Source organism: Pseudomonas sp. MWU16-30316 (genome assembly GCF_020515645.1).
GTDB classification, from domain to species: Bacteria; Pseudomonadota; Gammaproteobacteria; order Pseudomonadales; family Pseudomonadaceae; genus Aquipseudomonas; species Aquipseudomonas cerasi.
Map to the genome: position 1 here is coordinate 64,854 of NZ_JAIZAZ010000002.1, position 23,692 is coordinate 88,545.

A 23,692-nucleotide genomic window follows, 5' to 3' on the forward strand; every position below is an offset into this window, starting at 1 on the left:
CTCTGCCACGCTTTCAGAGCAACGAAATAGGGTAGCTGACGAACACGCGATTTTCGTCGAATTCGTTGGTGCTGAAATCACGACGCAGGCTGGAGTTGCGCCATTTGACGTTCAGATTCTTCAGCGCACCGCTTTGGACGGTGTAGGCCAGTTCAGACTCCCGGCCCCATTCCTTGCCGTCAGTGATGTTGCCGGTGTGCACATTGTCGCCGCTGATATAGCGGTTCATCAGGGTCAGGCCGGGTACGCCCAGCGTCGCGAAGTTGTAGTCATGGCGCAGCTGCCAGGATTTCTCTTTGGCGTTGTCGTAGCTGGAGTTGTAACTGTCGTTGGCCAGGGTGCCGCCGCTGGTGCCGTTGACGCGCATCCACGCGGTATCGCCCGTCAGCTTCTGCAGACCGACATAGAAGGTGCTGCCGCCATAGCGGGCCGAGAGCAGCGCGTAGGCCGTCTTGTTATCCAGGTCGCCGGCCAGTTTGTTGCCGTCTTCCTTGCCGATGAAGTAACCCAGGTTCGCGCCCAGGGTCCAGTCGCCGAGCGGCTGACTGTGCAGCAGGTTGAAGAATTGCTGCTGATAGATGTCCTGCAGTTCCGAGTACCAGACGCCTACCTGGGTGCGCTTGTCGTTGAAGACATACTCGCCGCCGCCGAAGTTGAAGCGGTCCGAGGTGAATGCGCCTCGCCCGTTCAGCGACATGTCTTCCATGCTCGCATCGTTGCGTGGGCTGTTGCCGCGGAACTGGCCGCCATACAGCGTCAGGCCGTCGATCTCCTTGGACGTGACCTGACCACCGCGAAACGTCTGCGGCAACGAACGACCGTCATCGGAGCGCAGGATCGGCAGCACCGGCATCCACTCGCCGACCTTCAGTTCGGTCTTGGAAACCCGCGCCTTGCCCGCCACGCCCAGGCGCCCGAAATCATCGGCCGGACGCCCGTCGCTGTGGATCGGTAGCAGCTGAGTGCCGCCCGTACCCTTGCCGCCATCGAGCTTGAGCGAATATAGGCCCAGCACATCAACCCCGAAACCCACCACACCCTGAGTAAAGCCCGACTTGGCGTCGAGAATGAAGCTTTGTGTCCATTCCTCGGCCTTGCTCTGTGGCGCGGCACTGCTCGGGTATGCAGGATTGGTGAAATTACGGTTGAAGTAGGCGTTACGCAGGGTAAGTGTGGCCTTGGTGTCGTCGACGAAACCTTCGGCCATGCCGAGCATCGGGAAAATCAGCGTCATACCGCCGAAGCCCAGCAGGATGCGTGAGCGGGTAGTGTGAGATGTCATTATTGTTGTGCTCCCTTGTTTAGTGAAACCGTCCCCTTTCCTGGCCGCGCGCAAGCGGCGGCCGACACCTTCGAGGATTACGTGATGCCTGTCGCCAGGCATGGCCTCGACCTGCAGGCGGCCGAGTACCGTTCGCTGTGTTTCAGCGAATGTTGTGAATCGAGAAGGGTGTCTGGTAGTGCGAGTTTTCAGTAAACAAGGCGTCACTGATCAGGGCTTCAATGATTGAGCCCTTGCTGATCGAGCGAGCAGGCGCGGCGAGAGTGTTCATGATGGACTGGCCTCGGTGTTGTTTTTATTTTTGGCGTTATAGGTTGTCGTACAACCGTGGGGATTATTTGCAGACCGCTGCGGCGTTGTCAACGCACCCATGGTCGAGGTTTAACGATTCACCGGTCATTTACAGAGCCATTGACACCAAAATCAAATGCGAGTGAACGCTGCGGCCGGGTGTGCAGTCCACCCGATAATCCCATTCATTTTTTTGGAGACTGCCGAATGAATCGTTTCACCCAGAAAGTCGTCGTCGTCACAGGTGCCGGTTCCGGAATCGGCGCAGCGACCGCCAAACGTTTTGCCGAGGAAGGCGCAAGCGTCGTGCTGGTCGGCCGCAATCACGACAAGCTGGCCAAAGTAGCCGCCCAACTGAAGGGCGAAGGGCACCTGGTCAGAGCCGCGGACGTGGCCGACCCGAGCGACGTGGAAGCGCTGTTCAAGGAAGTGGCGACGCGCTTCGGGCGCCTGGATGTGCTGGTCAACAATGCTGGTATCGTCAAGTCCGGCAAAGTGACCGAGCTGGGCATAGAGGACTGGAAAGAGTTGATGTCCGTGGACCTGGACGGCGTGTTCTATTGCACCCGTACCGCCATGCCTGCACTGATCGCCAGCAAAGGCAACATCATCAACGTCTCGTCGGTGTCCGGTCTGGGCGGCGACTGGGGCATGAGTTTCTATAACGCGGCCAAGGGCGCGATCACCAACTTCACTCGTTCGCTGGCCATGGACCATGGTGCTGACGGCGTGCGCGTGAATGCCGTCTGCCCCTCACTGACCCGCAGCGAGCTGACCGAAGATATGCTCGGTGACAAAGCGTTGATGGCCAAGTTCATGGAGCGCATCCCACTGGGTCGCCCGGGTGAAGCCGAAGACGTCGGCGATGTGATCGCTTTCCTGGCCAGTGACGACGCGCGCTTCGTGACCGGCGTCAACCTGCCGGTCGATGGCGGCCTGTCGGCGTCCAACGGGCAGCCGCCACAGGCGTGACTGTCAGGAGTGTAGAAACAATCAAGCCCGGTAAAGACCGGGCTTGATGTCAACGCAGGGTGATCAGATCCGGAAATGGCTGACCATCGTTTGCAACTGCCCGCCCAGGCGCGCCAGTTCGACGCTGGACGCAGCGGTTTCTTCGCTGGCCGAAGCGGTCTGCTCGGAGACATCGCGCACGTTGACGATGCTGCGGCTGATTTCTTCAGCGGCGGCGATCTGCTAACTACTTGGAGGCTCTAAGCGCAGGGCGCGGTTTATCCAAACCTTGAGCGCCTTGAAATCAAGGCTGCAACGGGCGGGTAAAGTAGACGAAATCGACAGGTAAGTTGACACGCACCGGTAAGTCAACGGCCAAAAGCCTACCTTGCTTGGTAATTCGGGTTCATTTTGGATATGCTTCTTGGCCACTAGGTTTCGCTAGCGCACGGTAACGACTACATGATGGGCCACCGCAACGGCTTCATTGCTAAGCGGTCAGGCAAAAGCTCAGCGAAGCCGGCTTCCAGGAGTCAGAGTGCTCGAGGGCATTTCGTTCATTTTTAGGTCGTGGCGGTGAGTTGCAGGCGCACCAGACGCAAGCCCAATAGCCAGAAGCGAGCCATGTCGCAACCAATAAAAATCGCCGAGCTTTTTGCAAGCCTGCCCTTTCAGGTCGGTGCTGAGTATGCTTACAGCCAGCCAATTATGGGGCTTGACGTACCGGGCATCAGTGCTATTTACGGTCTCCATCTCGCCATCTGGCAATTGCGCGATCAGGATCTGCAAAACGATTTCCCGCTCGACACGCTTGATGGAAGGTGCCGCTTCCTAGCTTGGTGTGTGTTACATGGCCGCCGTGAATATGCAGCTCTTCGTCAGTTGACACCGTTCTGGAAAACACTCTCCCAACCTGCCAGCGTGCCTTACAGCGAATGGTCCGGTGGTATTTCGCGCTTCCTGCAACTGGTAATTCATGGGCGCAGCGATCTTGGCATCGATTCTGAACTGAAGACCTCTGATGCACAGCGTGATGCACTTTATTGGTTTTTCGGGTCTGGTGGCTGGCAGGATCTGGCGGTGAGCGGGCAGGATATACCCGGTTGGCAACGACGCTTTCTGCTGGATCAACCTGATCTGCTCAAAAGCCGTTTCGCACGCCTATTGTCAGAGAAACGGCCAGACCTGCAGGCTATATTCCGGCAGGATACTGCGGCAGGCCTCGCGGGATTCAAGGGCTGGCTTGACCAAAATGCCCCGCATGAAACGGGACTGCCATTGCTCCAGAAAATCCCGCTCCAGGCATGGCCTGAACACACCGCCCAGTCATTCCAACACAGCAATGAGAGCTTCGGCGTAAACCTGATCGGCTATGCCTTCGGCGAGCTGGGTATCGGCGAGGACGTCCGCATGGCCGCGCATGCTTGCCAGGCTGCAGGCATACCCTTCTGCGTCATCGATTTCGCCCCAGGCAGTAACGTACGCCAGCAGGATCGCAGCATCGCGCAGTGGATAACAGACACCCCTCGCTATGGCATCAATATCGTTTGTCTTACCGCTATGGAGCATCTAAGGCTCTTTCTTACATGCGGTGCCGAACTATTTCGCGGTCGCTACACCATCGGCTACTGGCCATGGGAACTGCACAACTGGCCAGCCAATTGGGAGCACTGCTTCAACCTTATCGACGAGGCCTGGGCATCGAGCCGACATATCGAACAGGCCATGCAACGTGCCAGCCCGGTTCCGGTGCGTTGGATGCCGATGGCCGTTCGCCTGCCCGACGAAGTCGATACCACCAACGCACTGCGCCAGCGAGCACGTTTTGGCCTGCCGCAGGATAAAACACTGTTCGTGTTTTCCTTCGACGGAAACTCCTTTATCTCTCGCAAGAATCCGCTCGGCGTTGTCGAAGCTTTTCTGCGAGCTTTCACCAGCGCAGATCAACACGTCGGTCTGGTCATCAAGTGCATGCGCCCTGACCCGAAAAACTCGATCTGGAGGCAAATCCAATCTACCGCCCAGAATGACTCGCGTATCTTCATCATCGATGCGATGCTTGAAAAAACCGATGTCTTGGAGCTGTACCGTGCCTGTGATTGCTTTGTATCCTTGCACCGTGCCGAGGGGTTTGGGCGGGGCATTGCCGAAGCCTTGTTACTCGGCTTAGAGGTCATCGCCACGGATTACGGCGGAAATACTGATTTCTGCCGTGCGGCGGGCGCACGGCTTGTTCCTTTCCGCTTGCAAGTTCTAGAACCGGATGAATATATCGAGGCAGAGGGTCAATTCTGGGCAGAGCCGGATATCGGCGCAGCAGCGCAGGCCATGATTGACGTCGCCAATCGGCTATCCGATGAAAATGGATGTTCACCTTTGGCACATGGTCAGCGTTTTAACGAAATTTTCTCTACTGCTGCCATTGGGGCGGTTTACCGCCGCCGAATAGCCGACTTGATCGAACTCAAGCGGCAACCATAGTGAATCAACATCATGATGCGTTTCATCCGGGTATGCTATCCGTCGGCGATGGCATCCTTCTGCCGAGCCAGCAGAGGCTGCACGGGCCGTGCGAGGGGGCAAGCTACAAGACGTAGCGATGCTCGGTGCTGCGAATGTAACAGAGGGCGAAAAGCAACGCGGCTTACTTAAAAAATCCATAGGTCTCTGGGAGATATCCAGAGATGAGAAACCCTAAACAATCAGGCTGCATATAAATTGAGGTCCAGTCCGGAACCTACCTGGATGAAGACGAAAGCGCTAGAGTTTGTGACTCTTACGGAAGAAGAAGATGACGGAAAGTATTAAGTACTCGATAGATAAATTTACAAAAAGAACTCTAGATGGCTGGATATTTTCGCCTGACACTCCAGGGAAACATAAAGAGATAGGCATAACAACCAGTAACAGAAAGATGAAAGTGACGGCGAACAAATATCGGGCCGATCTGGAACAGTCAAAAATAGGAAGTGGCGATCACTCGTTTAACATCGTTTTTCACCCTGAGCTTTCGGAGGATGAATACCTGTCTGCAGAGATTATGGAAATCAGCACAGGAACCAGTCTCCAAAGTGCTGATCAGATTTCAGCACAGAGATTGGCCACAAAAAAAACAATCTACTTAGAAGTTTCAGATCTGATTAACTTTCTGCGGCACGAAAAAAGAGTGACCGGGATACAGCGCCTGGTGTCACAGTTGTGCCAGTCGATAATTGAAGAAGATCGCAAAAATAACTACAAGTTCTGCACGCTCCTGTCAGAGGCAGATAACAACCTCTACGAAATAGAGCGAGATGCGTTCAAGGGGCTCATTGGCGCGGTGTTAGGTGACATCAAAGGCGATGGGTTAACGCCGTTGATAAATCTGGCCACAAGCAATACCGTTCCGGTCAATATAGCCGATGGGGATATGTTGTTCGGTACCGGGGCGTCGTTCAGCTTTCAGAACTACACATTGGCCATAAAAAAGTTAAAGTTTGAAAAGCAAATAAAGTATGGCACCATTGTTTATGATCTTATACCGTACCACAGCAGAAGCACGCTGCCACCCGAACTCTCTGTACGTTTTTCACTTTGGCTGTCAGAGATAGTTTCACTCTCGGACATACTAGTCTCGATATCTGAATACACTAAAAAAGAACTCGATCGTTTCATACTCGATAAAAATATCGTTCCTAACGAATCACAGAGCACCTTCATACCCTTAGGCTCGCACCCGTCAATAAAGTCCTCAAACAGCAAAATACAAAGCAGGTATTTTATCGAGGACGAGTTCTGCATATTTGTGTCCACCATCGAAACGAGAAAAAATCACGCCGCACTTATAAAGGCTTGGGAAAAGCTGCTTGACAAAAAACCACCACAATTGATTATTGTTGGGAAAAGCGGCTGGGGCTTCCATGAAGTACAGGCTCTGGTTCAAGATAATAAAGAGCTTTTCAGGAAAGTAACATTTATTCATGATGCTTCTGACAGTGACTTGGAGTGGCTGTATTCAAATTGCTTGTTTACCGTGTATCCCAGCCTGTATGAAGGGTGGGGGCTGCCGGTAACGGAAAGCCTCACAAGAGGAAAATTCTGTATTTGCTCAAATACTACCTCGTTGCCTGAGGCAGGCGGTATCTACGCTGATTACTTTGACCCCAGAGACGTTAATGATATAGCGAGCAAGGTACTTTACTATATTGAAAACAGGTCGGAAATAAAAGCAAGAGAAGCCCTTATAAAGAGCTCCTACAGGCCTAGAACCTGGCAAGACTACGCATTGGACCTGGATAATTTGCTGGACGCTACCCACCAGAGCGATGACATAAAAGCGGTGGATACCTCCTTGAAAGGTGGGATGATTTACCGTTTTTCCAACGTGGTCAGTTCGAAGGAAAGCTTTTTTGACTACATTATTCATCGTTCAACAGCTTACTCCATCCTGAGTCAGGGAGACTGGTTTGTTCCAGAAAGCTGCGGTCGCTGGTTGCAGGGGAATTACGGAGCAATAAGGATACAAACTTCCCAGCCACAACAAAAAGTAGCGGTTTACATAAAGTACTGGCTGCCCCCAAACCTGGATTCGATTAGTTTTGAGATAGCTCAAAATAAAGAATATAACGACCTCATGGTGCTTAAGGACAGCGAGATAGCAGGCCATAAACTTATTAAGATAAATGCGGTTTCCGACCAGACCGGGTGTCTGCAAATAGAGTTCATCAGAAGAAGCCACAAGAAAAATCAGCACCCAGAGCCACGAGATCTTTTTCTGAGCCTGATCTCTGTGGCCATAGCACATGATCTTGGGGAACGGATTGACATCCTTGAAGGCCTGCTTCTATGAGGTCTAAACGCAGAGTCTGGGCACCGTGACGTCAAAATAGCCTAGGCGCAGTATGCGGCAGATATTTAGCTTTCGCTCCCCGAGCCTTAAGGGGAGCTGCGGTGTTAAGGATGCTGTCGAAGATAGGGGGTGTAAGCTCCGCCTCCCTATCGTTGAAATCAGGCAAACTATAACGGGTACGCGAATTAAATGAAGAAATCAATAGCAATTTCTGATGATGTGGTTTTTTTTATACACATACCGAAGTGTGCGGGTACTTCGCTAGGATCTTTTTTTAATAAAATGCTAAGGCCTGGCGGCCATTTTTTCTGGCACGGTCACGACGGTGATATAAATAATCTGGCTGACGAAGACGCATTTTTCTCCAGCGACAGTAATGAGGCGATCAAATTTATCGGCGGGCACTTCACAGTGGGTGCAGTCAATAAAATAATCTCAGATGCTCAGGTGCCTAATCCAACAATATGTTCGGTCATACGAGATCCTCTTGAGCAGGTTGAATCATATTTTCACTGGATTACTTCAGAGTCTGCTATAAAGGGAGTCGAACATCCGCTCTATGAACACTGCAAAGCGATGACGCCAGAGGCGTTCTTCTGCGATGAAAAAACCCTCGCTGAGGTTAGCAACATACAGTCAAAATACCTGCTGGGTGTGGACTGCGGTGCACGTCATAGTCACGACATCGAAAGTTTATCGCTAAGCCTGATTTCTCAGGGGGATTTTTATATAGCTGACGTGTCAGAATCCGACTTGCTTATTTCCAGGATGGCCGAGCTTCTGCTTAAAAATGATTCTAACAGTCAGCAGGTCATTCTCGCCCCGAGAGAGAATGTATCAGGAGCCAGAACATGCAAATTCAATGAGGCAACCATAGATACTATTAAAGAGCTGTGTTGGGCTGATATTATTCTGTATGAGACATTAAATATATCCTACAAGAACGCCGCTAATAGTATTTTTTTCTGAAATACCTCCACGTGAGCATGTTCTATCCACTTACCGCTAACGCGCGGTAGGTTGAAGATATCATCGTATTTTGCGCCAAACGCTTCGTCGACTACCCCTAGGGTTTTCAGCTCCGTAACGGCGCGCCACTGAGCCACCCGCGTGGCGACGCCGAGTACCATCGAAAAGCGGCTTGATCAGGGCCCGCCCTCGCCGCAGAGGGCGACTAACAGTGCGGTAAAGCGCACCGGGTCATGATCAACTGCGGGTGGGTGGCTCACCCAACGCGCGCAGCAAGGTTTCTACACAGGCTTGCAGGCTGTTCTCGCCCGGAAACAGATGCACGTCTGGACTGATAGGTTCCTCGTAGCTGCTGTCAATGCCGGTAAAGTCTTTTAGTTCGCCTCGGCGCGCCTTGGCGTACAGCCCTTTGACGTCGCGCCGTTCGCATTCTTGCAGCGGAGTATCGACGAAGACCTCGATGAAACTGTCCTCCGAGAATAGTGCACGCACTCTATCTCTATCAGCGCGGAACGGTGAAATGAAGGCGGTCACTACAATCATTCCAGCGTCCACCATCAATTTGGCCACTTCACCTACGCGACGGATATTCTCCGCACGACCTTCGGCAGTCATGCCTAGATCCTTGTTTAGCCCTTGGCGCACATTGTCGCCGTCAAGCAGATAAGTATGCCGTCCAGCTTTGTGCAGAGACAGTTCCAGCGAATTGGCGATTGTCGACTTGCCCGAGCCGGACAGCCCGGTCAGCCAGATACACCGCGGGCGCTGGTTGAGGCTGGCTGCGCGCATGGTTTGGTCAACCTGGGTACGGTGCCAGATCACCTCCGCTTTACTATTGTGCTCGCGGCGTTCGTAGACGATGCCGTCCCTCCAGGGCCCAACTTCCGGAAGCGAGACCGAACTCGGCGCAGCACATAAAATAAAGAACGGATTTACAAGAGTGTCGGTGCGCTGACTGTAACTTAGAGGCTCCAGTGTGGGCCAAGCCAGTACCTGACCGCCTGCTGCACTGACCACCGCATGTGCCGCCGCCGTATCCCACTCGCTGGTCGGTCCGATACGTGGATATACGTCGGGAGCCCCCTCTGCAACCAGGCATAGTTTTAGCGAGGTGCTTATGCTGCTTAATTCAGAATGACGCATGCCAGCCATGAACGCATCGAACTCCACCGAGACGTATGAACGACCGTCGATGACCCGATAGACAGGCTCGTCCGCAGGCGGTACCGCTACACGAATGGGTCGCACGTCGCCATCGGCTGAGGCCTTGAAGGCACCGAGACCACGTAATCCCCAATAACTAACGCACAGCGCTGGCGCGTGTACCACGCCTAGTACGGGCTCGCCATGCTCAATCAGAGCAATGTTGACGGTGAAGGCGTCGTTTTTCGTGCTGAGTTCTTTCGTACCATCTAGCGGTGTGATCAGCCAGTAGCGCGACCACCGGCGTCGAAGTTCACTGTCCATCCGGGCCGACGGCTCTGAGAGCACAGGGATTTCCGGGGTCAGCGTCTTCAGCTCCGTGAGGATATGCCTGTGAGCAAGCTGATCGCCCTCAGTCAGCGAACTATCGTTCTGTTCGCTTTGGACGACGCATCCATGCGGATGGACGCACATTATGATTTGGCCGGCGCCCTCGGCAATTCGGCGGATAAGTTGGATGTCGATCATCGTACTCGCTGTAATTCCCTTAAGAAGCGGTTAACAAGAAGTCAGGTTGCACTCCTTTCCACATCCGCCCTGAATGCCATCAAGCGTATCCAACAGTCCCAGACGGCTGTGTTTGCGGAAACGTAGCCACTTGCACTTGATTTCGGTCAGAGGATTCAATGGACTGCACTGTATAGCAGTTTTGAAATGCCTATACATAAATCGCCCGTTCTAACGGTCGCTTAGCATCAGGCAGATTGATTTGAGCATTGTCATGACGCCCGTTAACGATCATCCTCAAGCCTACAAACCCCCACCGCTCAAAACCTCTTCGCGGCTAATCAATGCTGGGCACACCTCTTCAAGGAGGGCGGCTGAAGCGACATCGAAGTCGGGTCCGTCAGCAAAATGCTTGCCTGCAGCTCTTCAATACTGGGCGTTAAACATTCACGAAATATGTCAAAACGTCGCAGTGGACTCGTTTTAGAAGCAGATGTGCGTGACTGTCAGGAGTGCAGAAACAATCAAGCCCGGTAAAGACCGGGCTTGATGTCAACGCCGGGTGATCAGATCCGGAAGTGGCTGACCATCGTTTGCAACTGCCCGCCCAGGCGCGCCAGTTCGACGCTGGACGCAGCGGTTTCTTCGCTGGCCGAAGCGGTCTGCTCGGAGACATCGCGCACGTTGACGATGCTGCGGCTGATTTCCTCGGCAACCGCGCTTTGCTCTTCAGCGGCGGCGGCAATCTGCTGGTTCATCGCCTGAATGCTCGACACCGTCTGCGTGATGCTGCCCAGCGACGTGCCAGCCTTACGGCTGAGGGTCACGCTGCTGACGGTCAGTTCACGGCTGTTGAGCATGATGCTGGACACCTGGCGCGTACCGCTCTGCAACGCAGCGACCAGTGTTTCGATCTCCACGGTGGATTGCTGCGTACGTTGTGCCAGGCCGCGGACTTCGTCGGCAACCACGGCAAAACCACGTCCGGCTTCACCCGCACGCGCTGCTTCGATAGCAGCGTTGAGCGCCAGCAGGTTGGTCTGTTCGGCCACCGCCTTGATGACGTCCATCACCTTGCCGATCTTGTCGCTTTCCTGCTCCAACTGAGTCATGGCGTCGGCCGAGCGACCCACTTCGTTGGCCAGTCGCTCGATCTGGGCGATCGCTTCACCCACCACCTTGTCACCGTCACGCGCTTCGCGGTCGGCGTTGGAAGCGGCTTGCGAGGCCTGTTCGGCGTTACGCGCCACTTCTGCAACCGTCGCCGACATCTCGTGCATGGCGGTGGCGACCTGGTCGGTTTCGACTTTCTGGCTGTTGACGCCAGCGCTGGTCTGTTCAGTAACCGCCGACAGTTCTTCGGCGGCACTGGCGATCTGTACGACGCTGTCGCGAATACCGCCAATCAGCTCGCGCAGTGTGGTGCCCATGCGCTGGATGCCTTGCTGCAGAACGCCGAGCTCATCTCGGCGTGTCACGGCCAGGGTCTGGGTCAGGTCACCGGATGCGATACGATCGACCACCGCCAGGGTTTCCTGCAGAGGACGGGTAATCTGCCGGGTAATGATGACTGCGGCGATGATGCCCAGAATGATCGCCAGCAGTGTGCAGACGATCTGAGTGGTACGTGCCTGTGCGCTTTCCTGATCGCGGCGATCCAGTTGCAGCTTGTACATGTCCTCGCTGATCTTGACGATATCCTGGCCTTGCGTGGTCATTTCCTTGCGCGCCTGGACAATCGTGCCCGTGGCGGCCTTGAAGTTCTGCAAGGTCGCCCGGTATGCCATCAACGAGGCTTCCAGCTGCCTGAGCTGATCGGCCTGAGTGCCGCTGAAGGTTGCCTTGAGCGCATCCAGATCCTTGATGGCCGCATCCAGTTTCGAGACGGCTGCCTGCTCGGTCTCAGGTGTGGCATTGGTGGTGTAACCGCGCACTTCATAGCGTGCGAGTCTCAAGTCATCTTTTGCGTCGGTGACAAGTCGGTACTGCTCGAAGCGGTTGGCGTCAGCCGGGTCCATATTTTTGACTTCAGTCACAAGCTGCTCGAACACCGCGAGGCTTTTGACAGCATGGGTCGTCAGCTCATCACGAGCCGCAGTGCTGGCCTTGTAGCCACTGCGCATGTTGTTGAGGGACTTCTGGTAGTCAGCGATCACGATGCCCAACTGATCGAGCATTTTCACGTTTTCGGGACTTTTGAACGAGGCCCGAAGTTTTTCCTGATACGCCTTGAAGCTGTCCAGCGAAGTCTGCACGGTTTCGGCAACCTTCTCGTCGCCGTCGGCCACCATGTACTGGAGGCGTGTCACGCGCAGTTTGGTCAACTGGGCATTGAGTGAAGTAATGTCACTCATCCAGTTGCTGCGATTGATCAGCCCGCTCATGCTGGTCCAGCCAGTCAATGCAAGAATGGCTGTAAAAACAAGTACTAGACCGAACCCAAGGGCCAGTTTCATATTCACGCTGATGTTTGCAAACCAGCTACTCATTGAATTCTCCAACAACTGCCATTGAAACGGTGTTATCCCTGAAAGGTATGGCATACAGGTCAGGGCAGGGTGAGGTATACAGACGCTATCGGCAGGGACCGGCCAAGCTGAAATAAAAAATAAAGAAAGTTCCAAAACGCGCCGAGTATTTTTTTCAGGCATATCAATTGCGTCGGCACACCGTTATAAAGCACTGCCAACGTCATTGGAGTACAGCGCAGCATTTCACGGGAAAGGCACGCTATTGGCTGTGTTTACGCGATTAAAACCCTATTCGTTGTAGGTTCATTGTGTGTGCAGGGCATGACATTTTTTGTGTCGCAAGTTGCTCTGGCATCTGAGCCTTCTTCTAGCAGTCCTTTTGAGATGCCTTGTCATGAATTTGAAGTTTCGTCATAAGATCCTGTTGGCCGCGGCCGGTGTAGTGGTGCTGGCGTTCGCCTTGTTCACCTTTTACAACGATTACCTGCAACGTAAGACGATCAACCAGAACCTTGAGTCCTCCGTGGGCCAAGCGGGTCAGCTGACTGCCAGCAGCGTCCAGAACTGGCTGAGCGGACGCATTCTGGTGTTGGAAAATCTCACCCAGAACGTAGCCTTTCAGGGGGTCAATTCCGATCTCAGCGGGCTGGTATCGCAGTCTGCGCTGGTATCGACCTTCCAGTTCACCTATGTCGGTGACAGCAAAGGCACGTTCACTCAGCGGCCCAACGTGGACATGCCTGTGGGCTACGACCCTCGTCAGCGGCCCTGGTACAAGTCCACTGTCGACGCGGGCAAAACCATTCTCAGTGCGCCTTATCAGGCTTCCGTGGGTGGCCTGGTGGTAACGATCGCCAGCCCGGTCAAGGCGGCAGGTCAGATCACCGGTGTCGTCGGTGGCGATCTGAGCCTCGACACGCTGGTCAAGATCATCAACTCGGTCGAATTCGGTGGGCTGGGTTACGCCTTTCTGGTCAGTGGCGACGGGCAGATCATCGTCAGTCCGGACAAGGAACAGGTGATGAAAAATCTCAAGGACATCTACCCCGGACAGACCATCAGCCTGGACGCGCGCCTGCGTGAGGTGACCCTCAATGGTCAGCAACGGCTGCTGTCATTCACCCCGATTAACGGGCTGCCCTCGGCTGACTGGTACATCGGTCTGTCGATCGACAAGGACAAGGCCTATGCGCCCTTGAGCCAGTTTCGCAGCTCGGCGATGGTTGCCGTGCTGATTGCCGTTGCCGTGATTGCGTTGCTGTTGAGCCTGCTCATTCGCGCGCTGATGCGCCCGCTGACCGACATGGGCCGTGCGATGCAGGACATCGCCCAGGGCGAGGGTGACCTGACCCGGCGTCTGAGTATTCAGGGCAAGGACGAGTTCGCCGCACTGGGTGGTTCGTTCAATCAGTTCGTGGAGCGCGTGCATGCGTCCATCGCTGAGGTCTCCTCCGCAACGCTTCAGGTGCATGACCTGTCGCAGCGGGTGGTCAACTCCTCCAACTCGTCCATCGTCGGTTTCGATGAGCAGAGCGCCCGGACCAACAGCGTCGCTGCAGCGATCAACGAGCTGGGGGCTGCAACCCAGGAGATTGCCCGCAACGCATCGGACGCCTCGATCCAGGCCAGTGAGGCCCGCAATCAGGCAGAAGACGGTCAGGTAGTGGTCGAGAAGACCATCCACGCCATGAGCGCGTTGTCGGCCAAGATCAGTGATTCCTGCACGCAGATCGAGCAACTCAACGCCAGCACCGAAAACATCGGCCACATTCTTGATGTCATCAAAGGCATCTCGCAGCAGACCAACCTGCTGGCGCTCAACGCCGCTATCGAAGCTGCCCGCGCGGGTGAAGCCGGACGCGGTTTTGCGGTAGTGGCCGACGAGGTGCGCAACCTTGCGCATCGCACCCAGACATCTGCCGACGAGATCCACAAGATGATTGGCGGCCTGCAGACCGGCTCTCAGCACGCCGTACTCAACATGAATGAAAGTCAGACGTCGAGTCAGGAAAGTGTCGAAGTTGCCAATCAGGCCGGTAGTCGTCTACGCGATGTAACGCGGCGCATTGGCGATATCGACGGCATGAATCAATCCGTCGCTGCGGCGACAGAAGAGCAGACCGCTGTTGTCGAAACACTCAATATCGATATCAATCAGATCAACACGCTCAATCAACAAGGCGTGGCCAACCTTAATGAAACGCTCAAGGATTGTGCTGCGCTTTCGCAACAGGCCGGACGTTTGAAACAACTGGTCGACAGTTTCAAGATTTGACCGTATATCCAGTGACAGAGGCCGGGCCACTTGCCCTGAGTAGATGGCCCGGTCTGTAAGGGTGAGGGCTAGAAGCACCTGTGCGTAGGTGTTTTATCAAACCCGCCGGACGTTACAGCGTCATCCGCCCATAAAAAAGCCTGCTCAATGGCAGGCTTTTTGGTCAGAGATCTTTTTTAACTTCTTTATCGATATGCTTGTCAGCCTTGTGACGCTCTTTGTCGTCATGCCTTGCACCTTTGTCGACCTCGTCGGCGTCGTGCTTCACACCTTTGTCCACTTCCTTGGCGTCATGATCGACACCTTTATCCAGCTCACGGTTATCGTGTCGGACACCCTTTTCGAGCTCACTCTCTGCTAAGGCCACGGGCGCTACAGCACCCGCCAGGAAGAGGGCGGCGGTCATTGAGAGTACGAGTTTACGCATGCTTCGCTCCTTCATGAGAAATGCTGGCTCGTCTTGAGCCATCATTTTCGAGCATAGACCAGGCATTCAGAGTGAAAAATGCAGTTCGTCGAAAGGCCGACTCGAGTAACGATCCAGTCCCGGCCTTCAAGCAACTGTTTTAACAAGGATGCTTTCGTCGATCTGCTCAATCGATGTCACCCCGGTCAACGTCATCGCCACATGCATTTCCCTGGCAAAAATATCCAGCATATTCTCGACGCCACGCTGCCCATCGGCGCCCAGCGCATAGGCCATCGAGCGTCCGAGCAACATGCCTTTGGCGCCAAGAGCGAGCATGCGCACCACATCAAGACCCGAGCGAATGCCGGAGTCGGCCAGCACCGTCAGGTCACTGCCGACCGCCTGAACAATAGGCGGCAAGGCCTTGGCGGTGGACAGCACGCCATCCAGCTGACGTCCGCCGTGGTTGGATACCACAATGCCGTCCGCGCCAAAACTCAGCGCATCCCTGGCATCCTGCGGATCGAGAATACCCTTGATGATCATCGGGCCTTCCCAGAACTCACGAATCCACTCCAGATCCTTCCAGCTGATGGACGGGTCGAAGTTGTTCGCCAGCCAGCCCACATAATCTTCCAGCGTGGTGGCCTTGCCCAGGTATCTGGAGATATTGCCCAGATCATGAGGGCGACCGAGCAGGCCGACATTCAGCGCCCAGTCCGGCTTGGTCATGGCTTGCAGAATGCGTCGAGGCGCGGCATAAGGCCCGGACATGCCCGAGTGCGCATCGCGATAACGCGCGCCGGGCGTTGGCATGTCGACGGTAAAGACCAGCGTCGTGACGCCGGCTGCCCTGGCACGCTCCAGAGCGTTTTTCATGAAGCCACGGTCTTTGAGCACGTATAGCTGAAACCAGATCGCCTGCTTGCTCTGCGACGCTACCTCTTCAATCGAACACACCGACACCGTCGACAGGCAGAATGGAATCCGCTTGTTCGCCGCGGCCTTGGCTGCCTGAACTTCACCGCGGCGCGCATACATTCCGCTCAAACCCACGGGGCTGAGGACAATCGGCATGGCCAGGGATTCGCCAAACAGCCTGGTTTCAAGACTCACGTTATCGACATTTTTCAGGACCCGCTGGCGCAGGCTGATATCGGCCAGGTCCGAACCATTGGCACGCAGCGTGTGCTCTGCATACGCACCGCCGTCAATGTAATCAAACAGAAAACGCGGGAGTTTGCGTTTGGCCGCTGCACGGTAATCGGATGCCGAAGAAATAATCATGACGTTTTCCTGAGCGAATAAATCTACGAACCAAGGCCGCCAGGGGTGAGCGGCAGATTCAGATTACGGAAAAACCGACTATGATCAAAACAACTAATACAACTTAAATTCAGTCGGAAATCGAATACTTGTGAACCTTCGAACATTACGCACTTTTGTCGAAGTGGTACGTCAGGGTAGCTTCTCCCAGGCCGCTGACGTGGTATCGCTTACCCAGTCCACCGTCAGCAAAGCCGTCAAGACCCTTGAAGACGAATTGGGCACGCCGCTGTTGAGCCGCATTGGCCACCGCAGCGAACTGACCGCCGCCGGTGAAATCGTCTACCGCCGCGCCTTGACCCTGTTGGCCGAGCGCAACGATCTGCTGACCGAGCTCAACGACCTGCGTGGTTTGAAGGGCGGCGTGTTGCGCATCGGTCTGCCACCCGTGGGCAGTGGTGCGCTTTTCGCCGCCATGTTCACTCAATACCGCGCCCGCTATCCGGATATCGATATTCAGCTCACCGAACACGGCGCGAGCAAACTGCATGAGTGCCTGGCGTCGGGAGAAGTCGAGCTGGCAGCACTGCTGAAGATGAACTCGTTCAGTGAAGAGTTCGATTACCAGGATGTGCGTATCGAGCCGGTGGTGGTGGTCATGGCAGAGAACCATCCATTGGCCAAGCGCAAACGAGTCGTCATTGAAGACCTGGCCGAAACGCCATTTATCCTCTTCGAGGTGGGGTTTGCACTGAACACCATGATCAAACTGACCTGCGACCGCAAGGGCGTTACGCCCAAAGTGACTGCACGCAGTGGTCAGGTCGACTTTATTGTGGATCTGGTCTCGGCAGGACTGGGTGTCGCATTTTTGCCGAGGATGCTGGCGCAAAAGCACTATCACGACGGGATTCGATTGGTTGCGCTGGACGAGCCGGATACGGATTGGCATATGGTGTTGGCATGGCGCAAGAACGCGCACTTGTCACCTGCGGCCGAGGCCTGGTTGGCGCTCGCTAGGGAAACCCGTCTCCCGACGACGTCCTGAAATCCCGGAGGCGTGCTTTAAGCACACGCAGGGGGGGCTGGGAGGCATAAGAGGTGTGACAAAACGGGAAGTCCAGAAACAAGAAAGCCCGCACGAGGCGGGCTTCTTGTTGATTCACAGTGATCAGAAGAAAACTGTGAATCGGTACTTGGTGGCTACACAGGGACTTGAACCCCGGACCCCAGCATTATGAATGCTATGCTCTAACCAACTGAGCTATGTAGCCAAGTGGCGCGCATTATTCTCGGAGAACGCATATGTGTCAAGCGTTGTTGTGAAAAATAATTGCGTGCGATCAACCGGTTAGGTGGCAGCGCTTGTCGGAACGTCTTTCCGGGCGCTTACCGGAACAGGGTGTCGAGTATCTTCAGGTCATCGAATAGCACTCGGCCATCTCCCTTCGCTCCCTGAGCCAGGCCTTGGCGCCGTTGTCCGTTCGCGCTCATCGGCATCCTGTTCACGGTCCGGGTGCAGCGCGCTGGCCAGCTTGCGGCTTTTTTTGGCTTCTGTGAGCCTCGCGCCTGCTAGGCCTGCTTACCGAGCATCGGAATCAACTCTTCGATCCACATCTTTTCGCGGCTTGCTGAAATCGCGAGCCACTGCTGCAAAAGCTTGCACCTGGTTTCGAGCTTTTACGGGATAAGAAAATGGCTGCCGTAAAGCGCTTTTCCCGTCGGCTGGGCGGTCCGGTTCTTGCTTGGTTGTGCCTGATAGCTCGTTTGAGAAGCTTTTTGACGCCAAAAACAACGAATGGCGACACTTTGCGTATCAATCTGAGGCGACGCGTATCGTCATTGAAACAATAACATGGCATTTTGCTGCTAGTGTTTTTCCAACAAAAGGCATCGCCTCTGTTTGTGCAGATCTGGCAGGTGTTCACGGGGAGTCGCAGGACATGAACAGTCTTTTGTCACCAGGCATGCGCCTGATGGGACATTTTGGTTTTGCTCGCAAGTTTCAGGTCTTGTTCCTGCTGTTCATGTTGCCGCTGGCGGGCAGCGCGTGGGTCATCACCAAGGAGTACAGCAACAAGCTCGATGTCATTTCCGGGGAGCAATCCGGCGTGCGTCAGTTGCTGGCGCTCGACGATCTGAACATCGAGCTGTCCGCTCAGCGCGATCATGCCGCACGCTGGAAAGCCGCCGATATCCTGCGCGAGCCGACCCCGGCAGCGAAGGCGGCGATGGCCAACGTCGATGCGGGGATCCCTCGCATTGCCAAGGCGCTGGAAGGCGTTCAGGCCGCATTGGTCGAGGAAAAGGCGCCTGTCGATACCATGAACCGGTTCAAGACGCTTCAAGCCGCTGTCACCGGTCTGGACACGGCATCATTGCGCACAGTGGGCTGGTGGCCTGATGGCTATGACCGATTCACTACGGTGCTGAATCTGGTCCAGGCGCTGCGCGAGCAGATCGCGATGGACAGCGGTTTGATTCTCGACCCCTGGCTTGAAACCTACATGCTCATGCAGCTCTCCACCCAGCAAGTGCCGGACCTGATCGAGCGTATCGGCCGTCTGTCGAGTGTCGGGCAGACGTCGGTGGCATCGGGTCAGTTCAGTCTGCAAAGCCGTCTGCAAATGCGTGATCTGCGCGGTCGCATCGATGACTCCAAGGATCAGATGCAAAAGGCTGCCGGCCTGCTGCTGTCCAAGCTTCCCGAGCAGTTGCAGCCTTGGGCGGACAAGTACGCTGCAGTAATACAAGTGCTGGAGACGCAGCTTAAGGTCATTGATGACGGTGTTTTCGGCGGCAGCATCAAGCTCAAGCCTGAAGAGTTCGAAAAGAGCATCGACACCCTGACCGGCAGCACGGCAGATTTGCGCAGGCAATCGCTTGACGCGCTCAATGGACGTCTCGATTACTACCACGAGAGCTCCAACACCGAGTTCATCCCGATGGCAGTGATCTTCTGTGTCCTGGTGATCATGGCAATCTATCTGTTCGCCTGTCTGCAATCCTCGATCCGTAATAGCGCCAAAGGCATCACCACGCTGGCTGAGTCCCTGCGTGACGGCAATCTGTGTGTGGAAGTGGCTGTGCAGGGCCGTGACGAGCTTGCTGCCATCAGTCGCGCGCTGAACGTCGCGGTGGTGCAACTGCGTACCAGCCTGCTGGGCGTCAATCAGGAAACGGTTCGCGTCGGCGATGCGGTGCTGACGCTGAATGCCCAGTCCAGCGGAACGCTGAGCGAGGTCGAAGACCAGCAACAACAGATCAGTCAGATCGCCGCAGCAGCCACCGAGCTGGCCGCCACCTCCCAGGGCGTGGCCAGAAGCTGTGAGCAGGCATCGGAAAGCGCTCGGCAGACGCGTCAGATTGCTCAGCAAAGCAGTCAGGACAGCCAGCGCACCACTGACAGTATCCAGCAGCTCAATCAGCGTCTGACCGAGACTGCCGCCGCGCTGGGTCGGGTCAGCGAGCAGGGCCAGCAGATTCAATCGGTGGTGGATGCCATTCGCGGCATCGCCGAACAAACCAACCTGCTGGCCCTCAACGCAGCCATCGAGGCGGCACGCGCCGGTGAACAAGGACGCGGGTTCGCGGTGGTTGCCGATGAAGTGCGCAGCCTGTCCCAGCGTACCCAGGCCTCGACCGCCCAGATCGCCGGCACGGTCGACAGCTTGCGCTCCACCGTGACGCAGGCGGTCAACCTGATGGAAGCGGCCTGCGGGCAAGCCGTCAACGATGCGCAGTCGGTGACCGGGCTGGGCGTCCGCCTGGGCGAAATCGCCACGGCAGTGCAGGGTGTGACCGATACGCTGGCGCAGATATCGACCGCCGTGGAAGAACAGGCGTCGACCGCTGATGAAGTGAGCAGCAACATCCAGCAGGTCGATCAGGCCGCAGGGCGTTTGCTGCAAGGTGCCCGCGCAGTCAATCAGGCGGCGGATACCTTGAGTCAGGGCAGTCGGGCGCTGAATGACAATACGGCGCGGTTTCGGTTGGGGTGATACGCCAAATAGTCAGTAAAAAGCCCCAGTGATGGGGCTTTTTTATTCATCGAGAGATGACATTCATTTCAGCAGGCTTTGATAGACCTGCACAGTCGACGCGCACATCCTTTCGGCGGTGAACACCTCATGGAAGCGTGCCAGCGCGTTCTCGCCAAAGCGGGCCGCTTTCTGCGGGTCTTCCCACAAGCGGCGCATCGCTTCGCGCAACGCCAGCGGATTTTCCGGTGGTACTGCCAGGCCGGTTTCTTCGTCGATATTCACGTAGGTCGTGCCGGTGCCGATCTCGCAGGAGATCATCGGCTTGCCGTACATCGAGGCTTCAAGCAGCGAGATGCCGAATGCTTCCGAGCGTAGGTGGGAAGGGAAGACCAGGGCGTAACACATCTGCAGCAGACACGCCTTGTCTTCATCGTCCAGTCGACCGAGAAACAGCACGTTGCGCAGTTGCAGTTTCTCGGCCTGTTCCTTGAGCTCGGCCTCCTGAGGTCCGCCACCGAGGATCACCACCGGGTAATCAACGCCCTCCAAGGCACTGAGCAGTGTATGTAGGCCCTTGTAATAGCGCAGCACGCCGACGAACAGAAAGAACTTGCCCGGCACGCGCTGTTGCCATTCTGAACGTTTCTGCGCCGGGACCACCGGATAGGCCGACTGATCCAGCCCGTACGGCACGACCACGGTCTTGTCGGCGAAGGGTTTCAGGGTCTCGCTGGTCTGCAGGTAATTGGGCGAGGCCACCAGAATGCGGTCCATGCGTTTGAGAAACTGGTTCATCAACGGGCTGTACAGCTTCAGCAGTGTGCGCTGCTTGATGATGTCCGAGTGATAACTGAGCACCGTTGGCCGGCCATGGCGGGTGGCGAAATGCACCAGATCCATCAGCGGCCAGGGGAAATGAAAATGGACCAGATCGGCTTCCGCGGCCATTTCCCTGAACTGACTGAAGACGCTTGCAGAAAAGCCCGTGGACGCCAGATTGAAGTTTTCCTTCACGCGCGTGACCTGGTGGTCTGCGACCTGCAGGCGAGCGGGGGAGGGGGAGGGGCTCAGCGTCAGCACCTGGCTTTCTACATCCAACGCACGGCAGCCCTGAGCGAGCTGGAAAATGACCTGCTCTATCCCGCCGGTGGTGTCCGGGTAGTAGGTTTTGAAGAAGTGAAGAACCTTGATCATCGTCTGCCTGATTCAGCCATGCGTGCTGAGTCGTTCACCACGGGCTTTAAGGGTGTTTAAAAAGGAAAGGCCTGTCTACCAGGTAGACAGGCCTTATTTTGTAACTGCCCACCAATCAAGCGGAGGGCAACATCCAGCTCAGGGTTTCCCGAAGCGGCGGGGTCTCCCAGTCGTGGACCAACGCACGCAGGCGAGCGTTGTTGCCGCACAAGGTCTTGACCTCATTGGCCCGGACAAACGCAGGGTTGACCTGAACGTCGATATCCTGGCCAGTGATTTCCCGGCACATGTCGATCACTTCGCGCAGCGAGTGCGTCACGCCGGAGCTGACGTTGATCGTCTGTCCGACCGGGCAGGCTTCCAGCAGACCACGGTAGGCGCTGACAACAGCGCGCACATCACTGAAATCACGCCACACATCAAGGTTGCCCAGTTCGATGGTGCTGGCCTTGCGTGCGAAGTGCGAAACGATCTTGGGCAGCAGAAAGTTCTCTGCCTGCCCGACGCCGGTGTAGTTGAACGGCCTGGCGATGACAATGGGCAACCTGGCGTGCCAGAGGCTCGCCATGTATTCCATCGCCAGTTTGCTCACGGCATAGTCATTGGCCGGTGCGGGCGGAGTCGTTTCATCCAGCATGCCGGATGAAGCATTGCCGTAGACATTGGCGCTGCTCGCCAGCAACACACAGTCAGGCACCTTGCCGCAGGCATCGATCGCTTCGAGCAGGTTGCGGGTGCCGATCAGGTTGACCTGATAGAAAGCATCCGCTGCCCCATGCCCGACGAACGCCAATGCTGCGAGGTGCACGACGATATCCGGCTGAGTGTCTGCCAGCAGCTTGCGAAGACCTGCCACGTCTGCCAGATCCACCTGGTAGTAGCCTGGACTGTCCGAAGGCTGACTGCCGACGCCAAGGACTTCACAGCCCTGGGCGGCAAGCTCGTTCGCCATGAAACGGCCTGTAAAGCCGTTGATTCCGGTGATCAGTGCGCGCTTGCCGGCAATACTCATCAGAACGAAAAGCCTTTTTCATTACGACGCAGATCCGCTTCGACCATCATGCGGCACAGCTCTTCCAGATTGGTCTTCGGTTCCCAGCCCAGGACTTCCTTGGCTTTTGCAGGGTTACCGATCAGCAGCTCGACTTCGGTCGGACGATAGAACTTCGGATTGACCGAAACCAGTACCTTGCCAGTGTCTGCGCAAATGCCTTTTTCCGACTCGGCTTCGCCTTCCCACTTGATGGTCACGCCAGTGGCCTTGAATGCCATGCTCACGAAGTCGCGTACGGTTTCAGTGCGGTTTGTGGCCAGGACAAAGGTGTCCGGCTCATCAGCCTGCAGCATGCGCCACATGCCTTCGACGTATTCCTTGGCAAAACCCCAGTCGCGCTTGGCGTCCATGTTGCCCAGTTCGAACGACTCGATCAGGCCCAGTTTGATCTTGGCAACCGAATCGGTGATTTTGCGGGTTACGAACTCACGGCCACGCAGCGGCGACTCGTGGTTGAACAGGATGCCGCTGGTGGCGAAGATGTCGTACGACTCACGGTAGTTGATGGTCATCCAGTGAGCGTAGAGCTTGGCGACGCCATACGGGCTGCGCGGGTAGAACGGAGTGCTTTCTACTTGCGGGATGGCCTGGACCTTGCCGAACATCTCGGAAGTCGATGCCTGGTAGAAACGGATCTTGGTGTTGACGATGCGAATGGCTTCCAGCAGGTTGACTGCGCCGATGCCGGTGATTTCGGCAGTGGTCAACGGCTGTTCGAACGACACGCCCACGAAGCTTTGTGCCGCGAGGTTGTAGACCTCGGTGGCGCCCGTGGTTTGCAGCAAGCGAATGCTGGCAGACAGGTCAGTCAGGTCATACTCGACGAGATGCAGATTAGGGTTGTTCTGGATCCCGAGCTCTTCTATGCGCCAGAAATTGACGGAGCTGGTACGGCGATAGGTGCCGTAAACGGTATAGCCTTTTTCGAGCAGCAGCTCAGCCAGGTAAGCGCCGTCTTGACCAGTAATGCCGGTAATGATTGCTTTCATGCTATGTCTTTTAACTCCATCGAGGAACGGGGCCCCGGGTTATTCTCGAGGCTTGTACTGTATGTCTGGTGTGCAATGAT

16 protein-coding genes and 1 tRNA gene are annotated in these 23,692 nt (G+C 55.8%); 7 read left to right on the top strand and 10 right to left on the bottom strand.

Annotated features, from left to right (window positions below; all coding sequences use genetic code 11):
* Nucleotides 1-13: 13 nt before the first annotated feature.
* Both LCH65_RS07065 and LCH65_RS26215 read right to left on the bottom strand, forming a co-directional pair.
* Complete coding sequence (locus LCH65_RS07065; RefSeq protein ID WP_003433746.1) at nt 14-1,282, bottom strand: OprD family porin; 1,269 nt, start codon at nt 1,280-1,282, stop codon at nt 14-16.
* 142 nt (nt 1,283-1,424) lie between these two features.
* Nucleotides 1,425-1,553, bottom strand: a complete 129-nt coding sequence (locus tag LCH65_RS26215) for a hypothetical protein (protein ID WP_003365695.1) — start codon at nt 1,551-1,553, stop codon at nt 1,425-1,427.
* Between the two features lie 227 nt (nt 1,554-1,780).
* Between LCH65_RS26215 and LCH65_RS07070 the strand changes: the two genes are divergently transcribed.
* The 4 genes from LCH65_RS07070 (at nt 1,781) to LCH65_RS07085 (ending at nt 8,321) form a co-directional block, all read left to right on the top strand.
* Nucleotides 1,781-2,545: an SDR family oxidoreductase gene (locus tag LCH65_RS07070; RefSeq protein WP_003433744.1), complete on the top strand. Its 765-nt coding sequence runs from the start codon at nt 1,781-1,783 to the stop codon at nt 2,543-2,545.
* Between the two features lie 603 nt (nt 2,546-3,148).
* Nucleotides 3,149-5,005: a glycosyltransferase gene (locus LCH65_RS07075; RefSeq protein ID WP_226439266.1), complete on the top strand. Its 1,857-nt coding sequence runs from the start codon at nt 3,149-3,151 to the stop codon at nt 5,003-5,005.
* A gap of 310 nt (nt 5,006-5,315) precedes the next feature.
* Entirely contained in the window at nt 5,316-7,352 is a 2,037-nt protein-coding gene (locus LCH65_RS07080; protein ID WP_072365436.1) for a glycosyltransferase family 1 protein, read from the top strand.
* A gap of 189 nt (nt 7,353-7,541) precedes the next feature.
* On the top strand, nt 7,542-8,321 hold the full coding sequence (locus LCH65_RS07085; RefSeq protein ID WP_072365438.1) for a hypothetical protein: 780 nt from the start codon (nt 7,542-7,544) through the stop codon (nt 8,319-8,321).
* 237 nt (nt 8,322-8,558) lie between these two features.
* Here LCH65_RS07085 and cysQ read toward each other — a convergent pair whose 3' ends face one another.
* Both cysQ and LCH65_RS07100 read right to left on the bottom strand, forming a co-directional pair.
* Nucleotides 8,559-9,992 (bottom strand): 3'(2'),5'-bisphosphate nucleotidase CysQ, encoded by a 1,434-nt coding sequence (cysQ, locus tag LCH65_RS26220; protein ID WP_072365440.1) that lies wholly within the window; start codon nt 9,990-9,992, stop codon nt 8,559-8,561.
* Between the two features lie 545 nt (nt 9,993-10,537).
* Entirely contained in the window at nt 10,538-12,460 is a 1,923-nt protein-coding gene (locus LCH65_RS07100; RefSeq protein WP_054080631.1) for a methyl-accepting chemotaxis protein, read from the bottom strand.
* Nucleotides 12,461-12,836: 376 nt separating this feature from the next.
* Here LCH65_RS07100 and LCH65_RS07105 point away from each other — a divergent pair, with 376 nt between their 5' ends.
* Nucleotides 12,837-14,717 (top strand): methyl-accepting chemotaxis protein, encoded by a 1,881-nt coding sequence (locus LCH65_RS07105; protein WP_072365441.1) that lies wholly within the window; start codon nt 12,837-12,839, stop codon nt 14,715-14,717.
* Between the two features lie 163 nt (nt 14,718-14,880).
* On the opposite strand, the gene LCH65_RS07110 is transcribed toward LCH65_RS07105, so the two are convergent.
* Nucleotides 14,881-15,144 carry a hypothetical protein gene (locus LCH65_RS07110; protein ID WP_003365686.1) on the bottom strand — a complete coding sequence of 88 codons (264 nt, stop codon included), beginning with the start codon at nt 15,142-15,144 and terminating at the stop codon, nt 14,881-14,883.
* 126 nt (nt 15,145-15,270) lie between these two features.
* Nucleotides 15,271-16,413, bottom strand: a complete 1,143-nt coding sequence (gene lldD, locus LCH65_RS07115) for an FMN-dependent L-lactate dehydrogenase LldD (protein ID WP_072365443.1) — start codon at nt 16,411-16,413, stop codon at nt 15,271-15,273.
* 130 nt (nt 16,414-16,543) lie between these two features.
* Between lldD and LCH65_RS07120 the strand changes: the two genes are divergently transcribed.
* Nucleotides 16,544-17,440: a LysR family transcriptional regulator gene (locus LCH65_RS07120; protein WP_072365445.1), complete on the top strand. Its 897-nt coding sequence runs from the start codon at nt 16,544-16,546 to the stop codon at nt 17,438-17,440.
* Nucleotides 17,441-17,589: 149 nt separating this feature from the next.
* On the opposite strand, the gene LCH65_RS07125 is transcribed toward LCH65_RS07120, so the two are convergent.
* Nucleotides 17,590-17,666: transfer RNA gene (locus LCH65_RS07125), tRNA-Met, on the bottom strand.
* Between the two features lie 669 nt (nt 17,667-18,335).
* Between LCH65_RS07125 and LCH65_RS07130 the strand changes: the two genes are divergently transcribed.
* Nucleotides 18,336-20,393, top strand: coding sequence for a methyl-accepting chemotaxis protein (locus LCH65_RS07130; RefSeq protein WP_054080635.1), 2,058 nt, complete (start codon nt 18,336-18,338; stop codon nt 20,391-20,393).
* Between the two features lie 63 nt (nt 20,394-20,456).
* On the opposite strand, the gene LCH65_RS07135 is transcribed toward LCH65_RS07130, so the two are convergent.
* From LCH65_RS07135 to gmd, 3 genes are all read right to left on the bottom strand, one after another.
* A complete protein-coding gene (locus LCH65_RS07135) occupies nt 20,457-21,569 on the bottom strand; it encodes a glycosyltransferase family 4 protein (RefSeq protein ID WP_072365447.1) in 1,113 nt (370 codons plus the stop codon).
* A 115-nt stretch (nt 21,570-21,684) separates the two neighbouring features.
* Entirely contained in the window at nt 21,685-22,581 is an 897-nt protein-coding gene (locus tag LCH65_RS07140; protein WP_072365449.1) for a GDP-mannose 4,6-dehydratase, read from the bottom strand.
* Nucleotides 22,581-23,612 carry a GDP-mannose 4,6-dehydratase gene (gmd, locus tag LCH65_RS07145; protein ID WP_003414986.1) on the bottom strand — a complete coding sequence of 344 codons (1,032 nt, stop codon included), beginning with the start codon at nt 23,610-23,612 and terminating at the stop codon, nt 22,581-22,583. The genes LCH65_RS07140 and gmd overlap by 1 nt, the downstream gene beginning before the upstream one ends.
* Between the last annotated feature and the right edge of the window lie 80 nt (nt 23,613-23,692).